12 protein-coding genes and 2 tRNA genes are annotated in these 16,663 nt (G+C 62.4%); 5 read left to right on the forward strand and 9 right to left on the reverse strand.

Annotation, left to right across the window (positions count from 1 at the left end; translation table 11 throughout):
- Position 1 precedes the first annotated feature (1 nt).
- Positions 2-931 (reverse strand): TraB/GumN family protein, encoded by a 930-nt coding sequence (locus VVT58_RS04320; RefSeq protein ID WP_327754711.1) that lies wholly within the window; start codon positions 929-931, stop codon positions 2-4.
- A 176-nt stretch (positions 932-1,107) separates the two neighbouring features.
- Here VVT58_RS04320 and VVT58_RS04325 point away from each other — a divergent pair, with 176 nt between their 5' ends.
- The 3 genes from VVT58_RS04325 to ppdK all read left to right on the forward strand — a co-directional run bounded on the left by VVT58_RS04325 (position 1,108) and on the right by ppdK (position 7,077).
- Positions 1,108-1,980: a glycine--tRNA ligase subunit alpha gene (locus VVT58_RS04325; RefSeq protein ID WP_046763280.1), complete on the forward strand. Its 873-nt coding sequence runs from the start codon at positions 1,108-1,110 to the stop codon at positions 1,978-1,980.
- Positions 1,980-4,229, forward strand: coding sequence for a glycine--tRNA ligase subunit beta (glyS, locus tag VVT58_RS04330; RefSeq protein ID WP_327754807.1), 2,250 nt, complete (start codon positions 1,980-1,982; stop codon positions 4,227-4,229). The genes VVT58_RS04325 and glyS overlap by 1 nt, the downstream gene beginning before the upstream one ends.
- A 145-nt stretch (positions 4,230-4,374) precedes the next feature.
- A complete protein-coding gene (gene ppdK / locus VVT58_RS04335) occupies positions 4,375-7,077 on the forward strand; it encodes a pyruvate, phosphate dikinase (protein WP_327754712.1) in 2,703 nt (900 codons plus the stop codon).
- Positions 7,078-7,107: 30 nt separating this feature from the next.
- Here the strand turns inward: ppdK and VVT58_RS04340 are convergent, their stop codons facing one another.
- Positions 7,108-7,614, reverse strand: coding sequence for a hypothetical protein (locus tag VVT58_RS04340; protein ID WP_327754713.1), 507 nt, complete (start codon positions 7,612-7,614; stop codon positions 7,108-7,110).
- A gap of 140 nt (positions 7,615-7,754) precedes the next feature.
- On the opposite strand from VVT58_RS04340, the gene VVT58_RS04345 reads away from it, so the two are divergent.
- Together VVT58_RS04345 and VVT58_RS04350 are read left to right on the forward strand one after the other, a co-directional pair.
- Positions 7,755-7,831: transfer RNA gene (locus VVT58_RS04345), tRNA-Arg, on the forward strand.
- Positions 7,832-7,981: 150 nt separating this feature from the next.
- Positions 7,982-8,058: transfer RNA gene (locus tag VVT58_RS04350), tRNA-Arg, on the forward strand.
- A 69-nt stretch (positions 8,059-8,127) separates the two neighbouring features.
- Here VVT58_RS04350 and VVT58_RS04355 read toward each other — a convergent pair.
- The 7 genes from VVT58_RS04355 to VVT58_RS04385 form a co-directional block, all read right to left on the reverse strand.
- Positions 8,128-9,510 carry an HlyD family type I secretion periplasmic adaptor subunit gene (locus VVT58_RS04355; protein WP_327754715.1) on the reverse strand — a complete coding sequence of 461 codons (1,383 nt, stop codon included), beginning with the start codon at positions 9,508-9,510 and terminating at the stop codon, positions 8,128-8,130.
- 7 nt (positions 9,511-9,517) lie between these two features.
- Positions 9,518-11,230 (reverse strand): type I secretion system permease/ATPase, encoded by a 1,713-nt coding sequence (locus tag VVT58_RS04360; protein ID WP_327754808.1) that lies wholly within the window; start codon positions 11,228-11,230, stop codon positions 9,518-9,520.
- A gap of 189 nt (positions 11,231-11,419) precedes the next feature.
- Complete coding sequence (locus tag VVT58_RS04365) at positions 11,420-12,871, reverse strand: cobyric acid synthase (RefSeq protein WP_327754716.1); 1,452 nt, start codon at positions 12,869-12,871, stop codon at positions 11,420-11,422.
- A 38-nt stretch (positions 12,872-12,909) separates the two neighbouring features.
- The gene (locus VVT58_RS04370; RefSeq protein WP_066557959.1) at positions 12,910-13,137 is read right to left on the reverse strand and encodes a hypothetical protein; all 228 of its coding nucleotides are present in this window, start codon (positions 13,135-13,137) and stop codon (positions 12,910-12,912) included.
- Between the two features lie 25 nt (positions 13,138-13,162).
- On the reverse strand, positions 13,163-14,422 hold the full coding sequence (locus VVT58_RS04375) for an N-succinylarginine dihydrolase (RefSeq protein ID WP_327754717.1): 1,260 nt from the start codon (positions 14,420-14,422) through the stop codon (positions 13,163-13,165).
- Positions 14,419-15,438, reverse strand: a complete 1,020-nt coding sequence (locus VVT58_RS04380; protein WP_327754718.1) for an arginine N-succinyltransferase — start codon at positions 15,436-15,438, stop codon at positions 14,419-14,421. Before VVT58_RS04380 ends, VVT58_RS04375 begins: the two co-directional genes overlap by 4 nt.
- The gene (locus VVT58_RS04385) at positions 15,435-16,658 is read right to left on the reverse strand and encodes a hydrolase (protein ID WP_327754719.1); all 1,224 of its coding nucleotides are present in this window, start codon (positions 16,656-16,658) and stop codon (positions 15,435-15,437) included. Before VVT58_RS04385 ends, VVT58_RS04380 begins: the two co-directional genes overlap by 4 nt.
- Between the last annotated feature and the right edge of the window lie 5 nt (positions 16,659-16,663).

Here is a 16,663-nt window from a genome sequence, read left to right on the forward strand (position 1 = left end):
TTTACTGCTTCACCCGCTCCGAAGAGACGCCCAGCGCCTTCAACTGATCCTGCACGCTGCCCTTGCCCGCCAGATGCCCGGCGCCCACGGCAATGAACACCGTACCCGGCCGGTCGAGCCGCTGCTTGATCCACTTCGCCCAATTGGCGTTGCGTTGGATCAGCAGCACTTTCGCCAGTTCCGGCGTCGCCTCCAGCGATTCGTTCATTTCGACGGCCAGCTTCTCCGGCTCGCCGCCCTGCCAATGCGCGACCAGGCTGGCGAATTCCTTGTCCATTTCGGGCAAACCCTCGACGGTCGCGGTCAGGAACTTCACCTGCTGCTCCATCGGCAGCCCCGCAAAATAGCCGAGCTGTTGCTCGACCGTCTCCAGCGCGTCGACCTTCTTGCCCGAAGCCCTGGCCGCCGCAGTCAGCACCTTCTCTGCGCCAAGATCGGATTTATACCCCAGCTTCTCCAGCGGCTGCACCGACAGCGCCATGCCCGCCATCCAGGGATTGAACATCTCGAAAGCCTGCCAGGGCAGGCCATTGGCGGTCATCGCCGTCAGATATTTGCCTCGCTCTTCCGCACCCAGCCGGTCCGACAGCTTCACCCCGTCCCGCGCCAGAGCCGCCCCCGCCATGGTCGACGCCAAGGCATTGGAATCTTCCGGCTCGACGATTTCCAGAACCAGCTCGTCCGACTGCTCGAAGGCCGATTTGACCCCGCCCTTATACCAGTCGACCCCCGGCTTCATCACATGCACGGTGCCGAACAGATAGATGGTGGTGTCGGCATCCTTCACCGTCCACAGCGCGGGCGTCACATAGGTCGAGCGCGCCGCCGTATCGCGAGCGGAAGCGGGCCGCTCCAGCGCGCATCCGCCAAGCAACATCATGGCGGGCGCCAGCCATTGGAGATTGGGCCAGCGGAAATTGGGCCATTTCATGCGGTTTTTACGTCCATCTGATCGATCTGCCCCCATCCATGCGTCCCCCAACGCGACAGAGCAAGCGGATTTACCCTTCTTCCCGCCCTCTTTCCCTTGACCCTGCGCCCTCGCTGCGCCAAGGCGCGCCGCAATTGAACCGTCATTTTTCGAGCCGTGATTTCTGGGGATCATCCGTGGCGACAAGCAAAGCGCTCTCCTTTCAGGATCTGATCCTGACGCTCCATGCCTATTGGGGTCGCCAAGGTTGCGTCATCCTGCAACCCTATGACATGGAAGTGGGCGCGGGCACCTTCCATCCGGCGACGACGCTGCGCAGCCTTGGCCCGAACGCCTGGAACGCCGCCTATGTGCAGCCCAGCCGCCGCCCAACCGATGGCCGCTATGGCGAAAATCCCAATCGGCTCCAGCATTATTACCAATATCAGGTCATCATGAAGCCGTCTCCGGCGAACCTTCAGGAACTGTATCTGGGTTCACTGGTGGAGATCGGCATCGATCCGCTGGTCCACGACATCCGCTTCGTCGAGGACGATTGGGAAAGCCCGACGCTGGGCGCCTGGGGTCTTGGCTGGGAAGTCTGGTGCGACGGGATGGAAGTCACCCAATTCACCTATTTCCAGCAGATGGGCGGCTTCGATTGCAAGCCCGTCGCGGGCGAGCTGACCTACGGCCTCGAACGGCTCGCCATGTATATTCAGGGCGTCGACAGCGTGTACGACCTCAAATTCAATGACGCGGGCGTCACCTATGGCGACGTGTTTCTTGAGAATGAGCGGCAGATGTCGAAATGGAATTTCGAGATCGCCGACACTGAAAAGTTGTTCCGCTGGTTCAAGGACGCCGAGGCGGAATGCAAGGCATCGCTGGAGGCCGGGGTTCCGCTCGCCGCCTATGACCAGGCGATCAAGGCAAGCCATGTCTTCAACCTGCTCCAGGCGCGCGGCGTCATTTCGGTGCAGGAACGCGCCAGCTATATCGGCCGCGTGCGCGATCTGGCCAAAGGCGCCTGCGAAAAGTGGATGGAAGTGAACGGGTGGGCCGCGTGATGACCGATTTCCTGCTCGAACTGCGCTGCGAGGAAATTCCGGCACGGATGCAATTGAAGGCATCGGAAGACCTGGCCCGCCTCTTCACCGAGGAACTGGTGAAGGCTGGTCTGAAGCCGGAGAGCATCGACAGCTTTGTCACGCCGCGCCGCCTCGCGCTGATCGCGCGCAACCTGCCGCTGGAAACTGCGGCTGTCAGCGAGGAGTATAAAGGCCCGCGCACGTCGGCGCCTGCGCAGGCGCTTGAAGGCTTCCTCCGCAAGACGGGTTTGACGCAAGATCAACTCGAAGAGCGCGACGGCGTCTGGTTCGCCGTGGTCAACAAGCCCGGCCGCGCCACCGCTGGGGTGCTGGCCGAAGCCGTCCCGACCCTCATCCGCGCCTTCCCCTGGCCCAAGTCCATGCGCTGGGGCGTCGCTTCGCAGACGACGGAAAGCCTGCGTTGGGTCCGCCCGCTACAAGGCATCGTCGCGATCCTGGGCGACGATCTGGTCGACATTGAGATCGAAGGCGTGAAATCGGGCTATGCCACGCTTGGCCACCGCTTCCATCATCCCGGCGAGATCACCATCGGCAGCGCACACGACTATGTCGAAAAGCTGCGCGCCTGCCATGTGATCGTCAGTCATCAGGAACGCCAGTCGATCATCGAGGCCAAGGCGAATGAAGCCGCCGCCGCCCATGGCTATACGGTGATCGAGGATAAAGGCCTTATCGCGGAAAATGCGGGCCTGACCGAATGGCCGGTGCCGCTGCTGGGCGATTTCGACCCGGCCTTTCTTGAGGTTCCGCCTGAAGTTATTCAGCTAACCCTCCGTATCAACCAGAAATATTTCGTTCTGCGTGATGCGGCGGGCAAGCTCGCCCCGGCCTTCATCTGCACCGCCAATATCGAGGCGAAAGATGGCGGCGCGGCAATCATTGCGGGCAACCGCAAGGTCTTGGCTGCGCGTCTGTCGGATGCTCGCTTCTTCTGGGAGCAGGATCGCAAGACGAAGCTGGAGGACCACGCGAAGAAGCTGGAGCGGATCACCTTCCACGAAAAGCTGGGCACCGTGGCCGACAAGGTGGAGCGCGTCGCGAAGCTCGCCCGCTGGCTGGTGGAAGAAGGCATCGTCAAGGGTGCGGACGCCGATCAGGCCGAACAGGCAGCGCGCCTCGCCAAGGCCGACCTCGTCACCGAAATGGTGGGCGAGTTCCCTGAGCTTCAAGGCGTCATGGGCGGCTATTATGCCCGCGCCGAAGATTTACCCGCTGCCGTAGCTGATGCAATTCGGGATCATTATAAGCCGATCGGTCAAGGCGACGAAGTGCCCACGGCTCCCGTAACCGTTGCCGTCTCTTTGGCAGATAAGCTGGATAACATTTTTGCTTTCTTCGCCATCGATGAGAAACCCACCGGATCGAAGGATCCGTTTGCTCTGCGCAGGGCTGGGTTGAGTATCATCGCGTTGATTGGGCAATCTGAAATTCGGCTACCCTTTTCTAAGGTCGGGCCTCAGTACCTAGCGCTGCTCGCTAAACAAATTGCGTGTAGAGGGCTTGAACCTTCCGGCTATAGTTCGTTTGCTGACGACATTTATCAGGATTGGCTCGCTGGCCGTCCAATTACGCGGAATGTGGACGGATCAATCTCTCGTGTTAATAACGAGGGTGGCAGGATGCTTTATAGCAACGAGTTAGCGCCGCTCATCAAATATGCAGCTGATGTGCACGATGCTGTGATGGCTTCTGGTCCAGGCGTCTTACCGTTTCTGGCCGACCGCCTAAAGGTCCAGCAGAAGGAAGCAGGCGTCCGCCACGACCTGATCGACGCGGTGTTCGCGCTCGGCGGAGAGGACGATCTCGTCCGCCTGCTCGCCCGCGTGAAGGCGCTCCAGTCCTTCATCGTCGCCGATGACGGCGCCAACCTGCTCGCCGGTTACAAGCGCGCCGCCAACATCCTCAAAAAGGAAGGTGTCGAAACCGCCGAGAAGGTCGAATTGACCTACGCCCCCGAACAGGCAGAGGCCGACCTGATCGCCGCCCTCGACGCCGCAGAGCCTCGCGCCACCGCTGCCGTCACGGCGGAGGATTTCGAAGGCGCCATGGCCGCACTTGCAACATTGCGCGCGCCGATCGACGCCTTTTTCGAAAGCGTGACGGTGAACGACGCAGACCCGGCCAAACGCACTGCTCGTCTCGCGCTGCTTGCGCGGGTGCGGGACGCTGTCCATGCGGTAGCCGACTTCTCGAAAATTACGGGTTAATACCAAAACATACCCGCATAAGCGGGAAAATCAGTGGAAACGGAGAGCAATCGTCGTAAAAGCGGGTGCGTTTATCGCCCGCCTGTTGTTTAAGTTTTGTTGCATCGCACAAATACACGGCAATCAGTGCAGGAGAGCCGCGATTATGTTGACAATGGAAGAGGCCAGCATGAGCACGACCGCGACCCGTTATGTTTATCGTTTCGGCGGCGGCGTCGATGACGGCGGCCAGGGGAACAAGAATCTTCTCGGCGGCAAGGGCGCCAATCTGGACGGCATGGCCGCCATCGGCTTGCCTGTGCCTCCGGGCTTCACCATCACGACCGAGATGTGCACCCGCTATTACACCGATGGTGGCGTCTATCCCGAAAGCCTGAAGGCGGAAGTTGCGAACGGCATCGCCCATATCGAGGGCATCACCGGCAAGAAGTTCGGTGACAAGGCCGACCCGCTGCTGGTGTCGGTCCGTTCCGGCGCGCGCATTTCGATGCCCGGCATGATGGACACTGTGCTCAACCTCGGCCTCAACGACGAAACCGTGCTCGGCCTTGCCGCCGCGTCGGGCGATGAGCGTTTCGCCTGGGACAGCTATCGCCGTTTCATTCAGATGTATTCGGACGTAGTTTTGGAACTCGACCATGGCGCCTTCGAGGAAGCCCTTGAAATCGCCAAGGAAGACCAGGGCTACACGCTCGACACTGAAATGTCCGCCGCCGACTGGAAGGCGCTGGTGGCCGAATATAAGGCTCTTGTTTCAAAGCTTTGGAACAAGCCCTTTCCGCAGGATGTGAACGACCAGCTCTGGGGCGCGATCAGCGCCGTGTTCGGATCCTGGCAGGCCGACCGTGCCAAGGTCTATCGCCGCCTGAACTCGATCCCGCATGATTGGGGCACCGCCGTCAACGTGCAGGCGATGGTGTTCGGCAATATGGGCGACACCTCGGCCACCGGCGTTGCCTTCACCCGCGACCCCGCGACCGGCGAGAACGCCTATTATGGCGAATATCTCATCAACGCCCAGGGCGAAGACGTGGTGGCGGGCATCCGCACGCCGCAATATCTGACGCTTGCAGCACGCGAGCGGGCAGGGGCCAAGCCGCTCTCGATGGAAGAGGCGATGCCCGAAACCTATGCCGAACTGGCGCGGGTGTTCGAGATCCTCGAAAAACATTATCGCGACATGCAGGACATCGAGTTCACGGTGCAGCAGGGCAAGCTCTGGATGCTCCAGACCCGTTCGGGCAAGCGCACCGCCAAGGCCGCGCTCAAGATCGCGGTGGATATGGCGAATGAAGGCCTGATCACGGAAGAAGAAGCCGTCGCCCGCGTCGATCCCGCCGCGCTCGACCAGCTTCTTCACCCGACGCTCGACCCCAAGGCGCCCCGCGATGTGCTGACCAAGGGTTTGCCCGCGTCGCCGGGTGCAGCTTCGGGCGCGATCGTGTTCGACGCCGACACCGCCGAGCGTCGCAATGAGTTGGGCGATTCGGTCATCCTCGTCCGCGTCGAAACCTCGCCGGAAGACATTCACGGCATGCACGCGGCCAAGGGCATCCTGACCGCGCGTGGCGGCATGACCAGCCACGCCGCCGTGGTGGCGCGCGGCATGGGCCGCCCCTGCGTCTCCGGTGCAGGCAGCCTGTCGATCGACAACAATGCCAAGACGCTCCGTATTGGCGACCGCACGCTCAAGGAAGGTGACATCCTCACCATCGATGGCGCGACCGGTGAAGTGATGGCGGGCGAAGTGCCGACCGTGCAGCCTGAACTGGCCGGCGACTTCGGTGTGCTGATGGCCTGGGCCGACAAGGTTCGCCGCCTCAAGGTCCGCGCCAATGCCGAAACCCCGCTGGACTGCCAGACTGCCCGCGATTTCGGCGCGGAAGGTGTGGGCCTGTGCCGCACCGAGCATATGTTCTTCGACGCCGCCCGCATCACCGCCGTCCGCGAGATGATCCTCGCTGACAGCGAAAAGGGCCGCCGCGTGGCGCTCGACAAGCTGCTGCCCGAGCAGCGCGATGACTTCGCGCAGATTTTCATGGTGATGGCGGGCCTGCCCGTCACCATCCGCCTGCTCGATCCGCCGCTGCACGAATTCCTGCCGCATGGCGAAGCGGAGTTCGAGGAAGTGGCCAAGGCGGCGGGCGTCGGCGTGGAAACGCTCAAGCGCCGGGCCGCGGAACTGCACGAGTTCAACCCGATGCTGGGCCATCGCGGTTGCCGTCTGGGCGTCACCTATCCTGAAATCTACGAAATGCAGGCCCGCGCCATCTTCGAAGCCGCGCTGATCATCAAGCAGCGCAGCGGTGAAGCGCCGATCCCCGAAATCATGATCCCGCTCGTCGCGACGAAGAAAGAGCTGGAACTGATGAAGGTGATCGTCGATCGCGTCGCCAGCGAAGTATTCGAGGAGCAGGGCGCCAGCGTCGAATATCTGGTCGGCACCATGATCGAACTGCCGCGCGCTGCATTGAGGGCGGGCGAGATCGCTGAAGTGGGCGAGTTCTTCTCCTTCGGCACCAACGACCTGACGCAGACGACCATCGGCATCAGCCGCGACGACGCCGGCCGTTTCCTGACGCAATATGTCGACAAGGGCATCTTTGCCCGCGACCCGTTTGTCAGCATCGATGTCGAAGGCGTGGGTGAACTCATCCAATTGGCTGCCGAACGTGGCCGTGCAACCCGCAGCGGCATCAAGCTGGGTATCTGCGGCGAACATGGCGGCGACCCGGCCTCCATTGCCTTCTGCGAGCAGACTGGCCTGGATTACGTCTCGGCTTCGCCTTATCGTGTGCCGATCGCTCGCCTTGCCGCTGCCCAGGCGGCGCTGGCGAACCGGAAGTAATAGCCAGGGGGCGGGACATGATCCCGCCCCTTATTTTTCAACATGGGTGGTGCGCTGTTCATAAAGCCGCGCATGCTCATCATCCTTGCGGGCGTCGAGCAGACGGGCCTGCTCCCGCCATTCCTCCCGCGAAATCACGCCTTGCCGAAGGCCTAATCGCGTCTCCAGCGCGGCTTCCTGCTCGCTGCTGATGGTGGAGATCTGACCATAGCGCTGATAGCCTGCCTCATGGAGCGCGATTTCATCCTGCGGCGTGATGCCGCGAATACGTCTGAAATCGTCGCGGCCGTGCACGGCTCCCGCACTTATCGCAGCGCCGCCTCGGCCGATCGGCCCCGACTGGCGTTCCAGTTCCGCTATCTGTTCCTGCGCCGCCGTCAGCCGCGCATCACGATCCTTGATCGCCTGGGCGTGGGCAAGCTGTTCATCGCGCCAATAGCGCTTATATTTGCCCCGCCCGCTCATGATGAGGCCCAGAACCAGCCCCACGAGCAGCACGATCAGCAGCAGCGCGATATCGTTGAGGGTGAAGATCATCTCAGCATCCTTTCCTGACCGTCGAACGAGCGGACCCGGACAAAGGTTGCGGTTCAGCGCCGCCGATCGGCCGGGCTGTCGGAAAAGTGTAAAAAGGGCTTGCTCAAAGGCGCGGTCGCTTCTATCTGCGCCACTCCAACGCACCCGTAGCTCAGCTGGATAGAGCATCAGACTACGAATCTGAGGGTCGGACGTTCGAATCGTTCCGGGTGCGCCATTTCCCCTTGGATTTCTCTGTTCAATCCCGTTGCAACGGGCGATGATCACGCTTGTCAGCGATGGATAGCGAGCGGCATTTTTTAATTTGAAATAGTCCAGTTTGGGGGTTGCCAGACTGCTCTGCCCCTTCTATCTGCCCCTCCACAACGCACCCGTAGCTCAGCTGGATAGAGCATCAGACTACGAATCTGAGGGTCGGACGTTCGAATCGTTCCGGGTGCGCCACTTCCCAAATTTGCCGGAAAACAGGTCTCAAGGGCGCATCAGTCCGGAGCTGCAATGACCTGTTGAGGATCAATGCTCCCTGAAGGACAGCCACAGCGATTGGGTGAGCGGTTCGAACGCATATTGCAACGCCGTCCGCCGCCGCAGCGGCACCAGCACCTGCACCGGCATCCCCGCCTTCAGACTGAAATCCTGGCCGCGCACGGTCCTGATGACCTCCAGTTCCTTCGACGGCACGAGCACTTCGGCAGTGTAGAAGGATACGCCCGCCTTTTCGTCCTGAAAGCTGTCAGCCGACAGCCGGGTGATCTGGCCGTCCATGATCGGCAGGTCGCGCTCATGCAGGCTGTTGAACTTGATCTGCGCCTTCTGGCCCGCCTTCAGGTCGTCAATGTCTTCCGGCGAGATCCGCGCCTCTATGACCAGGCCCGCCCGGTCGGGGACGATGTCCATCAATTTCTGTCCGGGGGAAATCACCCCGCCGACGGTAAAGACGTTGAGGCCGACGATCGTGCCCGTCGCGGGTGCCCGGATCTGGAGCCGCGCTAACTGATCCTTCGCCGCGCGATATTTGGGGAGCACTTCGTTGAGCGAGAATTCCACGTCACGCAATTCCGATGCGGCCCGTTCCTTATAAGCCTTTTCCGCCTCCAGCGCTTTCAACCGGTTTTCGCCCGCTTCCGCGCCGGAGCGAGCGATGCTGGCGGAAAATTGCCCTTCCTGCCCTTGAAGATCGGCCCGCGCCCGCTCCAGCGCTCTGATCCGCGATTTGGAGACGAAGCCCTTTTCCGCTACGTCGCGCAGGCTCTCCAGTTCTTCCCCGATCAACCTTGCCTGTTCGGTCGACGCTGCCAGTTGCGAATGATAGCCGCGCGCCGTCTGCTGCACCTGACTGGCCTGCTCGCGCAGCACGCCGGTCTGCGCCGTCAGCACTGAGGAGCGGGCATTGAACTGCGTCAATTGAAGGCGGATCGCTTCCTGCGCATCCTCCTGCTCCTGCCCCTTGAGGGTGGCGAATTCGGCGGGCCAATCGATATGGCTGGCGCCTAGCTGTTCGGCTATCAGCCTTGCCCGTTGCGCCTTGAGTGCGATGAACTGCGCGCCATACATGCGCGCCTGGGCCCGTACTTCGGCCGATGCCAGCTCCATCAGCGGCTGGCCCTGCCGGACATGCTGTCCTTCCTTCACGAAGATCGCGCCCACCACGCCCCCGTCGCGATGCTGCACCGATTGCCGTTGCCCGGACACGGTGAGTCGGCCGGGCGCATAGGCCGCCGCATCCAGCCGCGCAAAGGCTGCCCAGCCCAGAAACAGGACGAAGAACAGCACGGCGATGATGGTGCCCGTCCGCATGTCGCGATCCGGCCGGTCATCGATCATTTCGGCGTCTTTGGCGGCAGGGTGGTAGAGCTGGACGGTCCCGCTGGCGTCGCTGATCTGAATATCCCCCATGACGGCCTTACCCCTCCGCAGACTGTGGCGCAGGATGATCTTCGGAGCGGATCGCCTTCAGCCGCCCCAGCACTTCATCGCGCCCGCCAAAGGCTTCGACCCGTCCGTCGCGCATCACCATGATCTTGTCGACCACGCCCAATATCCCCATGCGATGGGCGACGATGACGACGGAAGCGTTCCTCTTCTTGAGGTCGGCCAGCGTTGCCACCAGCCGCACCTCTCCTTCGGCGTCGAGATGCGCATTGGGCTCGTCCAGGAAAATGAGCGGCGGCGCGCCATAGAGAGCCCGGGCGAGCCCCACCCGCTGCGCCTGCCCGGCGGAAAGCCCGCGCCCGCCCCAGGCCAGCGTCAGATTATATCCGCCCGGCAAATGCTGGATCATGTCGTGCGCGCCGCTCAGCCGGGCCGCTTCGATCACGTTGTTGTCGATGGCTTCTTCATCGTCCGACAGGAAATTGCCGAAGCGCGCGATATTCTCCTTGATCGTTCCGGCGAACAGCGATGTGTCCTGCGGCAGATAGCCGACAAAGCTGGCCAGCCGTTCCGAATCCCAATCCTGAATGTTCGCGCCGTCATAGCGGATCGATCCGCGCAGGGGACGCGCCGCGCCGGACAACATGCGCAGCAAAGTGGATTTGCCCGCGCCGCTCGGCCCGACGATCGCGACGACTTCGCCCGGTTCCATGGTGAAGTTGATGTCGGCCAATATCGGCTTGTCCAGGCCGGGGGTGAAATAGGTCAGATGTTCGACGGCGACATGCCCGATCGGTGCGGGCAGCCGGGTGAGCGCGATGTCCGCATCCCTGCCGGCCAGCAGATCGTTGAGCGTCGTATAGCTCGCCCGTGCATGGACGACATTGCGCCATGCGCCCAGCAACTGGTCGATCGGCGCCAGTGCGCGCCCGATCAGGAAGGAGGAGGCGAAGATCGCGCCTGCCGAAATCTGGTTGTTGATCGCCAGCCACGCGCCCAGGCCCAGCGCCAGCGATTGCAGGACCAGGCGGATGAACTTGCTGATGGCGACATAATGGCCGCCCGCGAAGCTCGCATTGGCCTGAAGGTTCAGCATGGCCCGACGTTCGATCAGATGGCGGCGCACCAGCGCGCTTCGCATGCCCAGCGCGCGGATCACCTCCGCCCCGGCAAGCGTCTGCTCCTGGCTGACATAGGCCTTGTTCGCGGCCTCATTGGCCTGTTTCAGCGGGGCGTTGGTCTGTCTTTCATTACACAGGGCGATGAAGAGGAGCGCGCCGCCGCCCACGACCGCCATCGCGGCGATGGCCGGGTGGATCAGGAAGCAGACGATGACGTAAACGGGGCTCCAGGGAAAATCGAAGATCGACAGGATCGTCGGCCCGGTCAGCGCTTGTCGCAGCGTGTCGAATTCGCGCAGAACCTGCTTGTTCATGGCCTCGCCGGTCGAGCCACGCCCGCTCAAGGTCGTGTCGAGCAACAGACCGGCAAGTTGCCGGTCGAACCGGATGCTCGCCCGCACCAGCAGGCGGGAGCGCACCTGTTCGAGCAGCGCCAACGTAGCGATGACGAAGATGATGATGATGGTCAGAAAGAAAAGGGTCAGTCTGCCCTGTCCGGCGACGACCCGATCATATACCTGCAGCATATAGAGAACAGGTCCGATATAAAGGACGTTCATCAATGCGCTGAATATCAGAGAAGAAAGAAAATGGCGCCTGCACGATGACAAGGCGGCCTTCATCGGGGCGGCTGGTTTATGAAGGTTACGTAACATAATCTCCCCCTTGCCCCTGTCTTGTCGGCTATATTATTAGCAATATGCCTAATGTCTTAGCATAATATTTTGCCGATTTTTCGTAAATATAACCAACAGCATAGATGGGCGACCGTCCCGCAATGAGGCAGTCTTCCCTTGCGCGCAGCGACCCTCTCAACGGATGGCGATCCGGACCAGCGCGTCCATGTCCACATGCTCTTCCAACTGCATCGCTATCTGATCCAGCGCGTCGTTCACCGACATTTGATAGTCCCCCAGGGCGGACTCGTGGCCAAGCCGCGCCAGAAAGGCTGCGCGCAACCCGGTACTGGCGAACAGGCCGTGTATATAGGTGCCCATGACCGTGCCGTCCTTGCTCGACCCGCCATCCGGCCGGCCTGCTTCCACGATGGCGAAAGGCTGCGCGCAGTCGGGGCCGTCGGTCATGCCGACATGCATTTCATAGCCCGAAAATGCCTGCCCCAGCGCGGTTCCGCTCGTTCTCTCCAACGTCTTGACCGGGGTCAGCCGGGTTTCCACGTCTAGCAGGCCAAGGCCATCGACACTGCCGGGCGGACCTTCGATTCCGTCCGGATCGTCTATTCGTCGCCCCAACATCTGATAGCCGCCGCAAATGCCCAATATCGGCCTGCCGCGCCGATGATGCGCGCGGATATCGATGTCCCACCCCTGATCTCGAACCGCCTGCAAATCCGCAATGGTGGCTTTGGAGCCGGGCAGGATGATGAGCGCGGCCTCTGCCGGGATGGGCTGGCCCGGCGGCACCATGACAACATCGACGCCGGGCTCCAGCTTCAGCGGGTCGAGATCGTCGAAATTGGCGATGCGCGGCAGGATCGGGCAGGCGATCATCAGCCTTTCGTTCAGACGGCCCTGCGTGCGTTCCAGCACCACCGCGTCCTCGCTCGGCAGGCGGCTGGCCTGACTGAGCCAGGGGATGACGCCAAAGCCCCTCCATCCGGTCAATTGCTCGATATGGCGATAGCCGTCCTCGAAAAGCGCGGGATCGCCCCTGAATTTGTTGATCAGGAAGCCATGGATCATCGCCGCGTCGGCGGGATCGATCACCACTTTCGTTCCAGCGATGGCCGCGATCACGCCGCCCCGGTCGATGTCGCCCACCAGGATCACCGGAACATCGGCGGCCCGCGCAAAGCCCATATTGGCGATGTCGCCCGCCCGCAGGTTCACTTCCGCGGGTGATCCGGCGCCTTCGACCACGACGATATCGCATTGCGCCTGCAACCGGCGATAGCTGGCCAGCACAGCCTCCAGCAATTCTCCCCGCGCCGACCGGAAATTCCCGCTGCTGAGTTTCCCCCGGACCTGGCCATGAACGACAAGTTGCGACGTGCGATCGGCCTGCGGTTTCAGCAGGACCGGGTTCATGTCCGTATGCGGTTCGACTCGTGCCGCGATGGCTTGAAGCGCCTGCGCTCGCCCGATCTCTCCGCCATCGGCGGTGACGGCGGCATTATTGGACATATTTTGCGGCTTGAAAGGCCGGACTTCGTATCCGCGACGGACCAGGGCGCGGCAAAATCCCGCAACCAGCAAGGATTTGCCGACGTCCGATCCGGTTCCCTGAAACATGATGGCAGCCATGACGCCGCTCCTGCATGGCGCAGGCGGCGGATACAAGCTTAATAGGCGCTGTAGGCGCTGCGCCGCATCTCCACGGCGTCCAGGAGCATGCCGCCGGCCATGAACACGCTGCCCGTGCAGGCCAGCGCCAGCAGATGCCCGCCGGTGCCCGGATATTGTTGCATGTAGACAAAGCCCCGCTCGGTCGCGCCAAGCGCCAGGGCGTAGATTACGAGAAATGCCTCGAACTTGGTCTTGATGGTGAAGAGGCGCTTGATCCGTTCCATCTGATTCCGCCCGGCTTGTCTGCCGTCAGGGAATTAAATCGCCCGAAAGTTGCAAATGGTCAACAAGCGTTAACCATGATTGTTCGATGCGGGCGATCAGCCGGGTGTCTGCCAGATCGTCCGGCGCGATGGTTTCGGGCCAATAATCCCGGACGATGTCGGCAATGCCGTCCAGCGTCGCCTCGTCCACCAGGAAGCGGGGATCGATATTGGCAGGATCGGCCACGACGCGCAGGCGCAGGCAGGCGGGGCCGCCGCCATTGGCCATGGACTGTCGCACGTCCACGGGCACCAGTTTTCGGATCGGGCCGTTGCCCGCAACCATCTGTTTCAGCCATGACCATATGGCCGGCATATCCCGCGCCTCGGTCGGCAGGATCAGCGCCATGGTGCCATCGGGCAAAGTCACAAGCTGCGCGTTGAAGATATAGCTGCGGATCGCGTCGGATAGGCTGATCGCGCTGGCGGGAACCTCTACAATCTCAACCGAAGGCAGCTTGGCGCGCAGATCGGCGTAGAAACGCCCCTTGTCGGCAAAGGCCTGTTCATGGGTGAAGAGCACGCGCTCATTGGCGACGGCGACGACGTCATTGTGGAAGGCGCCCGCGGCGATGGCCTCTTCCGACTGCATGACGAACAATGTGCGCTCCGGATCGAGCTGGTGCAGCCGGGCGACGGCCTTGCTCGCCTCGACATGCTGGCGGGCCGGGAAGGGGCCACCCGACTGGCCATAGACGAATATCTCCACGCCCGCTTCGCCATGGCTGTTGCATAGGCGCATATGATTGGCCGCGCCCTCATCGCCAAAGGGGGCGGGGATGGGACCGTGGACGGCAAAAGCGCTCTGGTCGGAAAAGGCGATCCGCAATTGCGCCAGGGTTTGCGGCCATTCATGGCTGCGATGAGGCATGGTGACGAGATTGGCGACGGTCAGATGCGTGCGTCCGTCGGCCGTGTCGGCAGCGGGTGAGACGGTGGCGGCATTGGCCGCCCACATGGAAGAGGCCGACATGGCGGCAGCGCGGATATGCGCTTCCGCATTGCCGACATCGGTTCCGAGCGCCGCCAGCCACGCGCCATCGGGCCGCCATTGCGGCAGAAACAGGCCTTGCGTCAGCCCCAGGCGAAGGTTCGACCGCATCTTCTCGATCCCCTGCAACGCTGCCGCCCTGGGATATGACACCGCTCCCGCATTGCGCGAAGAGGCCAGATTGCCGAGGCTCAAGCCCGCATAATTATGGCTGGGGCCGACCAGCCCGTCGAAATTGATTTCCCTCGCCGTCATGCCCGTTCCGCCATGGTGAAATTCTGCCCCGGCTCCAGCCCCAGCAATTGGACCGAATCCCGGTCGAGCGACAGGCTGCCATCGTCCTGCTCGACCACGAAGCCATAGGTGCAGCGATAATCCGCCAGCCGCCCGGTCGCCACCAGCACCTTGTCCCCGCCCTTTTCGTGCACGGCGCCCAGCGTGACGTCGGCGGCGTGGGCGATGGTGCGCAGCGCATTGATCTGCCCCACCATGGTCGGCCCGCCGTCGAAAATGTCGACATAGCCGGGATTGGTGAAGCCCTCCGTCTCCAGCATCCGCATCGCCGCCCGGCCATTGGGATGCGGCATGCCGATGACGCCGCGGGCGCTGTCGGTCAGCATGGCGGTGTAGATCGGCGTCTTGGGCATCAGGTCCGCGATGAACTGGTTGCCGTTCACCGCATTGAACTCGTCCGCCTCCTGAAAGCTCATGCCGAAGAAACGCCCGGCCAGACCGTCCCAAAAGGGTGATCCGCCCGCTTCGTCGATCACGCCGCGCAACTCAGCGATGATCCGCTCCCCGAAGCGAGCGCGATGGTTGCGGATGTAGAGATAACGGCTGCGCGCCAGCAACAGGCCCAGACCCTCCGCCCGCTCGCGGGGATGCAGGAACAGGCCGCCCACTTCCGTCGATCCTTCCAGATCGGTGACGAGCGAGAGCATCTCGGCCCGGAAGGTCCGCGAAAGCTCCCGGCTATGCTGGGTGAGCACGCCCAGCCGATAGGAATAGAAAGGCCAGTTCTGACCCACCTTGCTGAAAATCTGGCAGGTGCCGCGGACCTGCCCGGTCTCGCTGTTTTCCAGCACCATGACGATCAATTCGTCCTCGACGCTCTCGGTCTGGCGGGCCAGCGCCTGTTCGGTCCGTTCCAGCTTGGCGGCGAGCGCTTTGCGATCGGGCGGCAAATTCGTGAAACCACCTCCGGTCAGCTTCGCCATCTCATAAAGGGTCTGCAAATCGTCGGCACGCGCTGTTCGCATGAAAAAACTCATGCCTTCATCCCCTTCGTGAAACGTCCTTCGGCAATCCGAAGCAGCGTCAATGCCGACAATTGTGCCCTTTCGGCCAGGCTGTCGACGATCAGATATTCCGAATCGCTGTGAATATTGCCGCCGCGCACGCCCATGGTGTCGACCACAGGCACGCCGCATGCTGCGATATTATTACCGTCGCACACGCCACCCGTGTCCCGCCAGGCAATGGAAAGGCCCAGATCTGCCCCGCATTGCCGCACGAGCCCGAACAAGGCTTCCGCCTGCGCATCCATCGGCTTGGGCGGACGGCCAAATCCGCCATGGCGGTGAAGCGTCACCTCATGATCCCGCGCAACCTGCGCCATGGCGTCTTTCAGCAGGTCGTCGGCGGCCTGTTCGTCAGCCGGCGTCCTGGGCCGGAAATTGACATGCAGAAGGGCATGATCGGGCACGACATTATTGGGGCCGCCGCCCTCGATCCGCGCTGGATTGCAGGAAAAGCCGTTCCCGCTGCCCGCCTTCAGCCGCAGCGCGAGATCGGCCGCCGCCAGCAGCGCGTTTCGCCCGTCCTGCGGATTACGCCCGGCATGCGCGCTCTTACCGGTGACGATGATGGCGAAGTTGCCGCTGCCCGCCCGCGCACCTGCCAGCGTCCCGTCGGGCAGGGCCGGTTCGTAGGTGAAGGCGGCAAGCTTGCCCACCGCGAGCTGTCGCAACAGCGCTGCCGAGGAAGGGCTGCCGACTTCCTCATCGCTGTTGATGATCACATCATAACCAAGTCGCTCCGCGTCTGGCGCCGTCTCCACCGCGTGCAAGGCAGCCAGCATGACGGCGAGCCCACCCTTCATGTCCGCCACGCCCGGCCCGTTCAAGGTCGCCGGATCGATCCATCGCAGCGCCTGAAAGGCGTGATCGACTGGAAAGACCGTATCCATATGGCCGGTGAGCAGGATTTGCATGGGCGCCTCCGGCCGGACCGAGAGGCGAAAATGGCTTCCATGAGTCAAGACTCCCAAGCGCCCATCGGGCCGGACCGTCTCGACAGGGTCGGGATCGACCAGGGAAATCGCGCCCGGCAATCCGGCAAAGGCATCTGCCAGCATCGCCGCCATGGTCGCGAGGCCAGGCAGATTGCGCGACCCGCTGTTCACCGCCGCCCATTTTTCAGTCTGGGCGAGCATGGGCGCGTTTGCCGCGCTTTCCATGACGCTCCGTTCGAACGACGAAATGCCTCTCATCCTTG

This window comes from Sphingobium sp. SJ10-10 (assembly GCF_036038995.2).
Taxonomy (GTDB): Bacteria; Pseudomonadota; Alphaproteobacteria; order Sphingomonadales; family Sphingomonadaceae; genus Sphingobium.

Coding starts and splice junctions, on each gene's coding strand:
- VVT58_RS04320 (WP_327754711.1), bottom strand. CDS start 931: ATGAAATGGCCCAATTTCCGCTGGCCCAATCTCCAATGGCTGGCGCCC.
- glyS (WP_327754807.1), top strand. CDS start 1,980: ATGACCGATTTCCTGCTCGAACTGCGCTGCGAGGAAATTCCGGCACGG.
- VVT58_RS04380 (WP_327754718.1), bottom strand. CDS start 15,438: ATGAGTTTTTTCATGCGAACAGCGCGTGCCGACGATTTGCAGACCCTT.
- ppdK (WP_327754712.1), top strand. CDS start 4,375: ATGTTGACAATGGAAGAGGCCAGCATGAGCACGACCGCGACCCGTTAT.
- VVT58_RS04360 (WP_327754808.1), bottom strand. CDS start 11,230: ATGAAGGCCGCCTTGTCATCGTGCAGGCGCCATTTTCTTTCTTCTCTG.
- VVT58_RS04355 (WP_327754715.1), bottom strand. CDS start 9,510: ATGGGGGATATTCAGATCAGCGACGCCAGCGGGACCGTCCAGCTCTAC.
- VVT58_RS04370 (WP_066557959.1), bottom strand. CDS start 13,137: ATGGAACGGATCAAGCGCCTCTTCACCATCAAGACCAAGTTCGAGGCA.
- VVT58_RS04340 (WP_327754713.1), bottom strand. CDS start 7,614: ATGATCTTCACCCTCAACGATATCGCGCTGCTGCTGATCGTGCTGCTC.
- VVT58_RS04365 (WP_327754716.1), bottom strand. CDS start 12,871: ATGGCTGCCATCATGTTTCAGGGAACCGGATCGGACGTCGGCAAATCC.
- VVT58_RS04385 (WP_327754719.1), bottom strand. CDS start 16,658: ATGAGAGGCATTTCGTCGTTCGAACGGAGCGTCATGGAAAGCGCGGCA.
- VVT58_RS04375 (WP_327754717.1), bottom strand. CDS start 14,422: ATGACGGCGAGGGAAATCAATTTCGACGGGCTGGTCGGCCCCAGCCAT.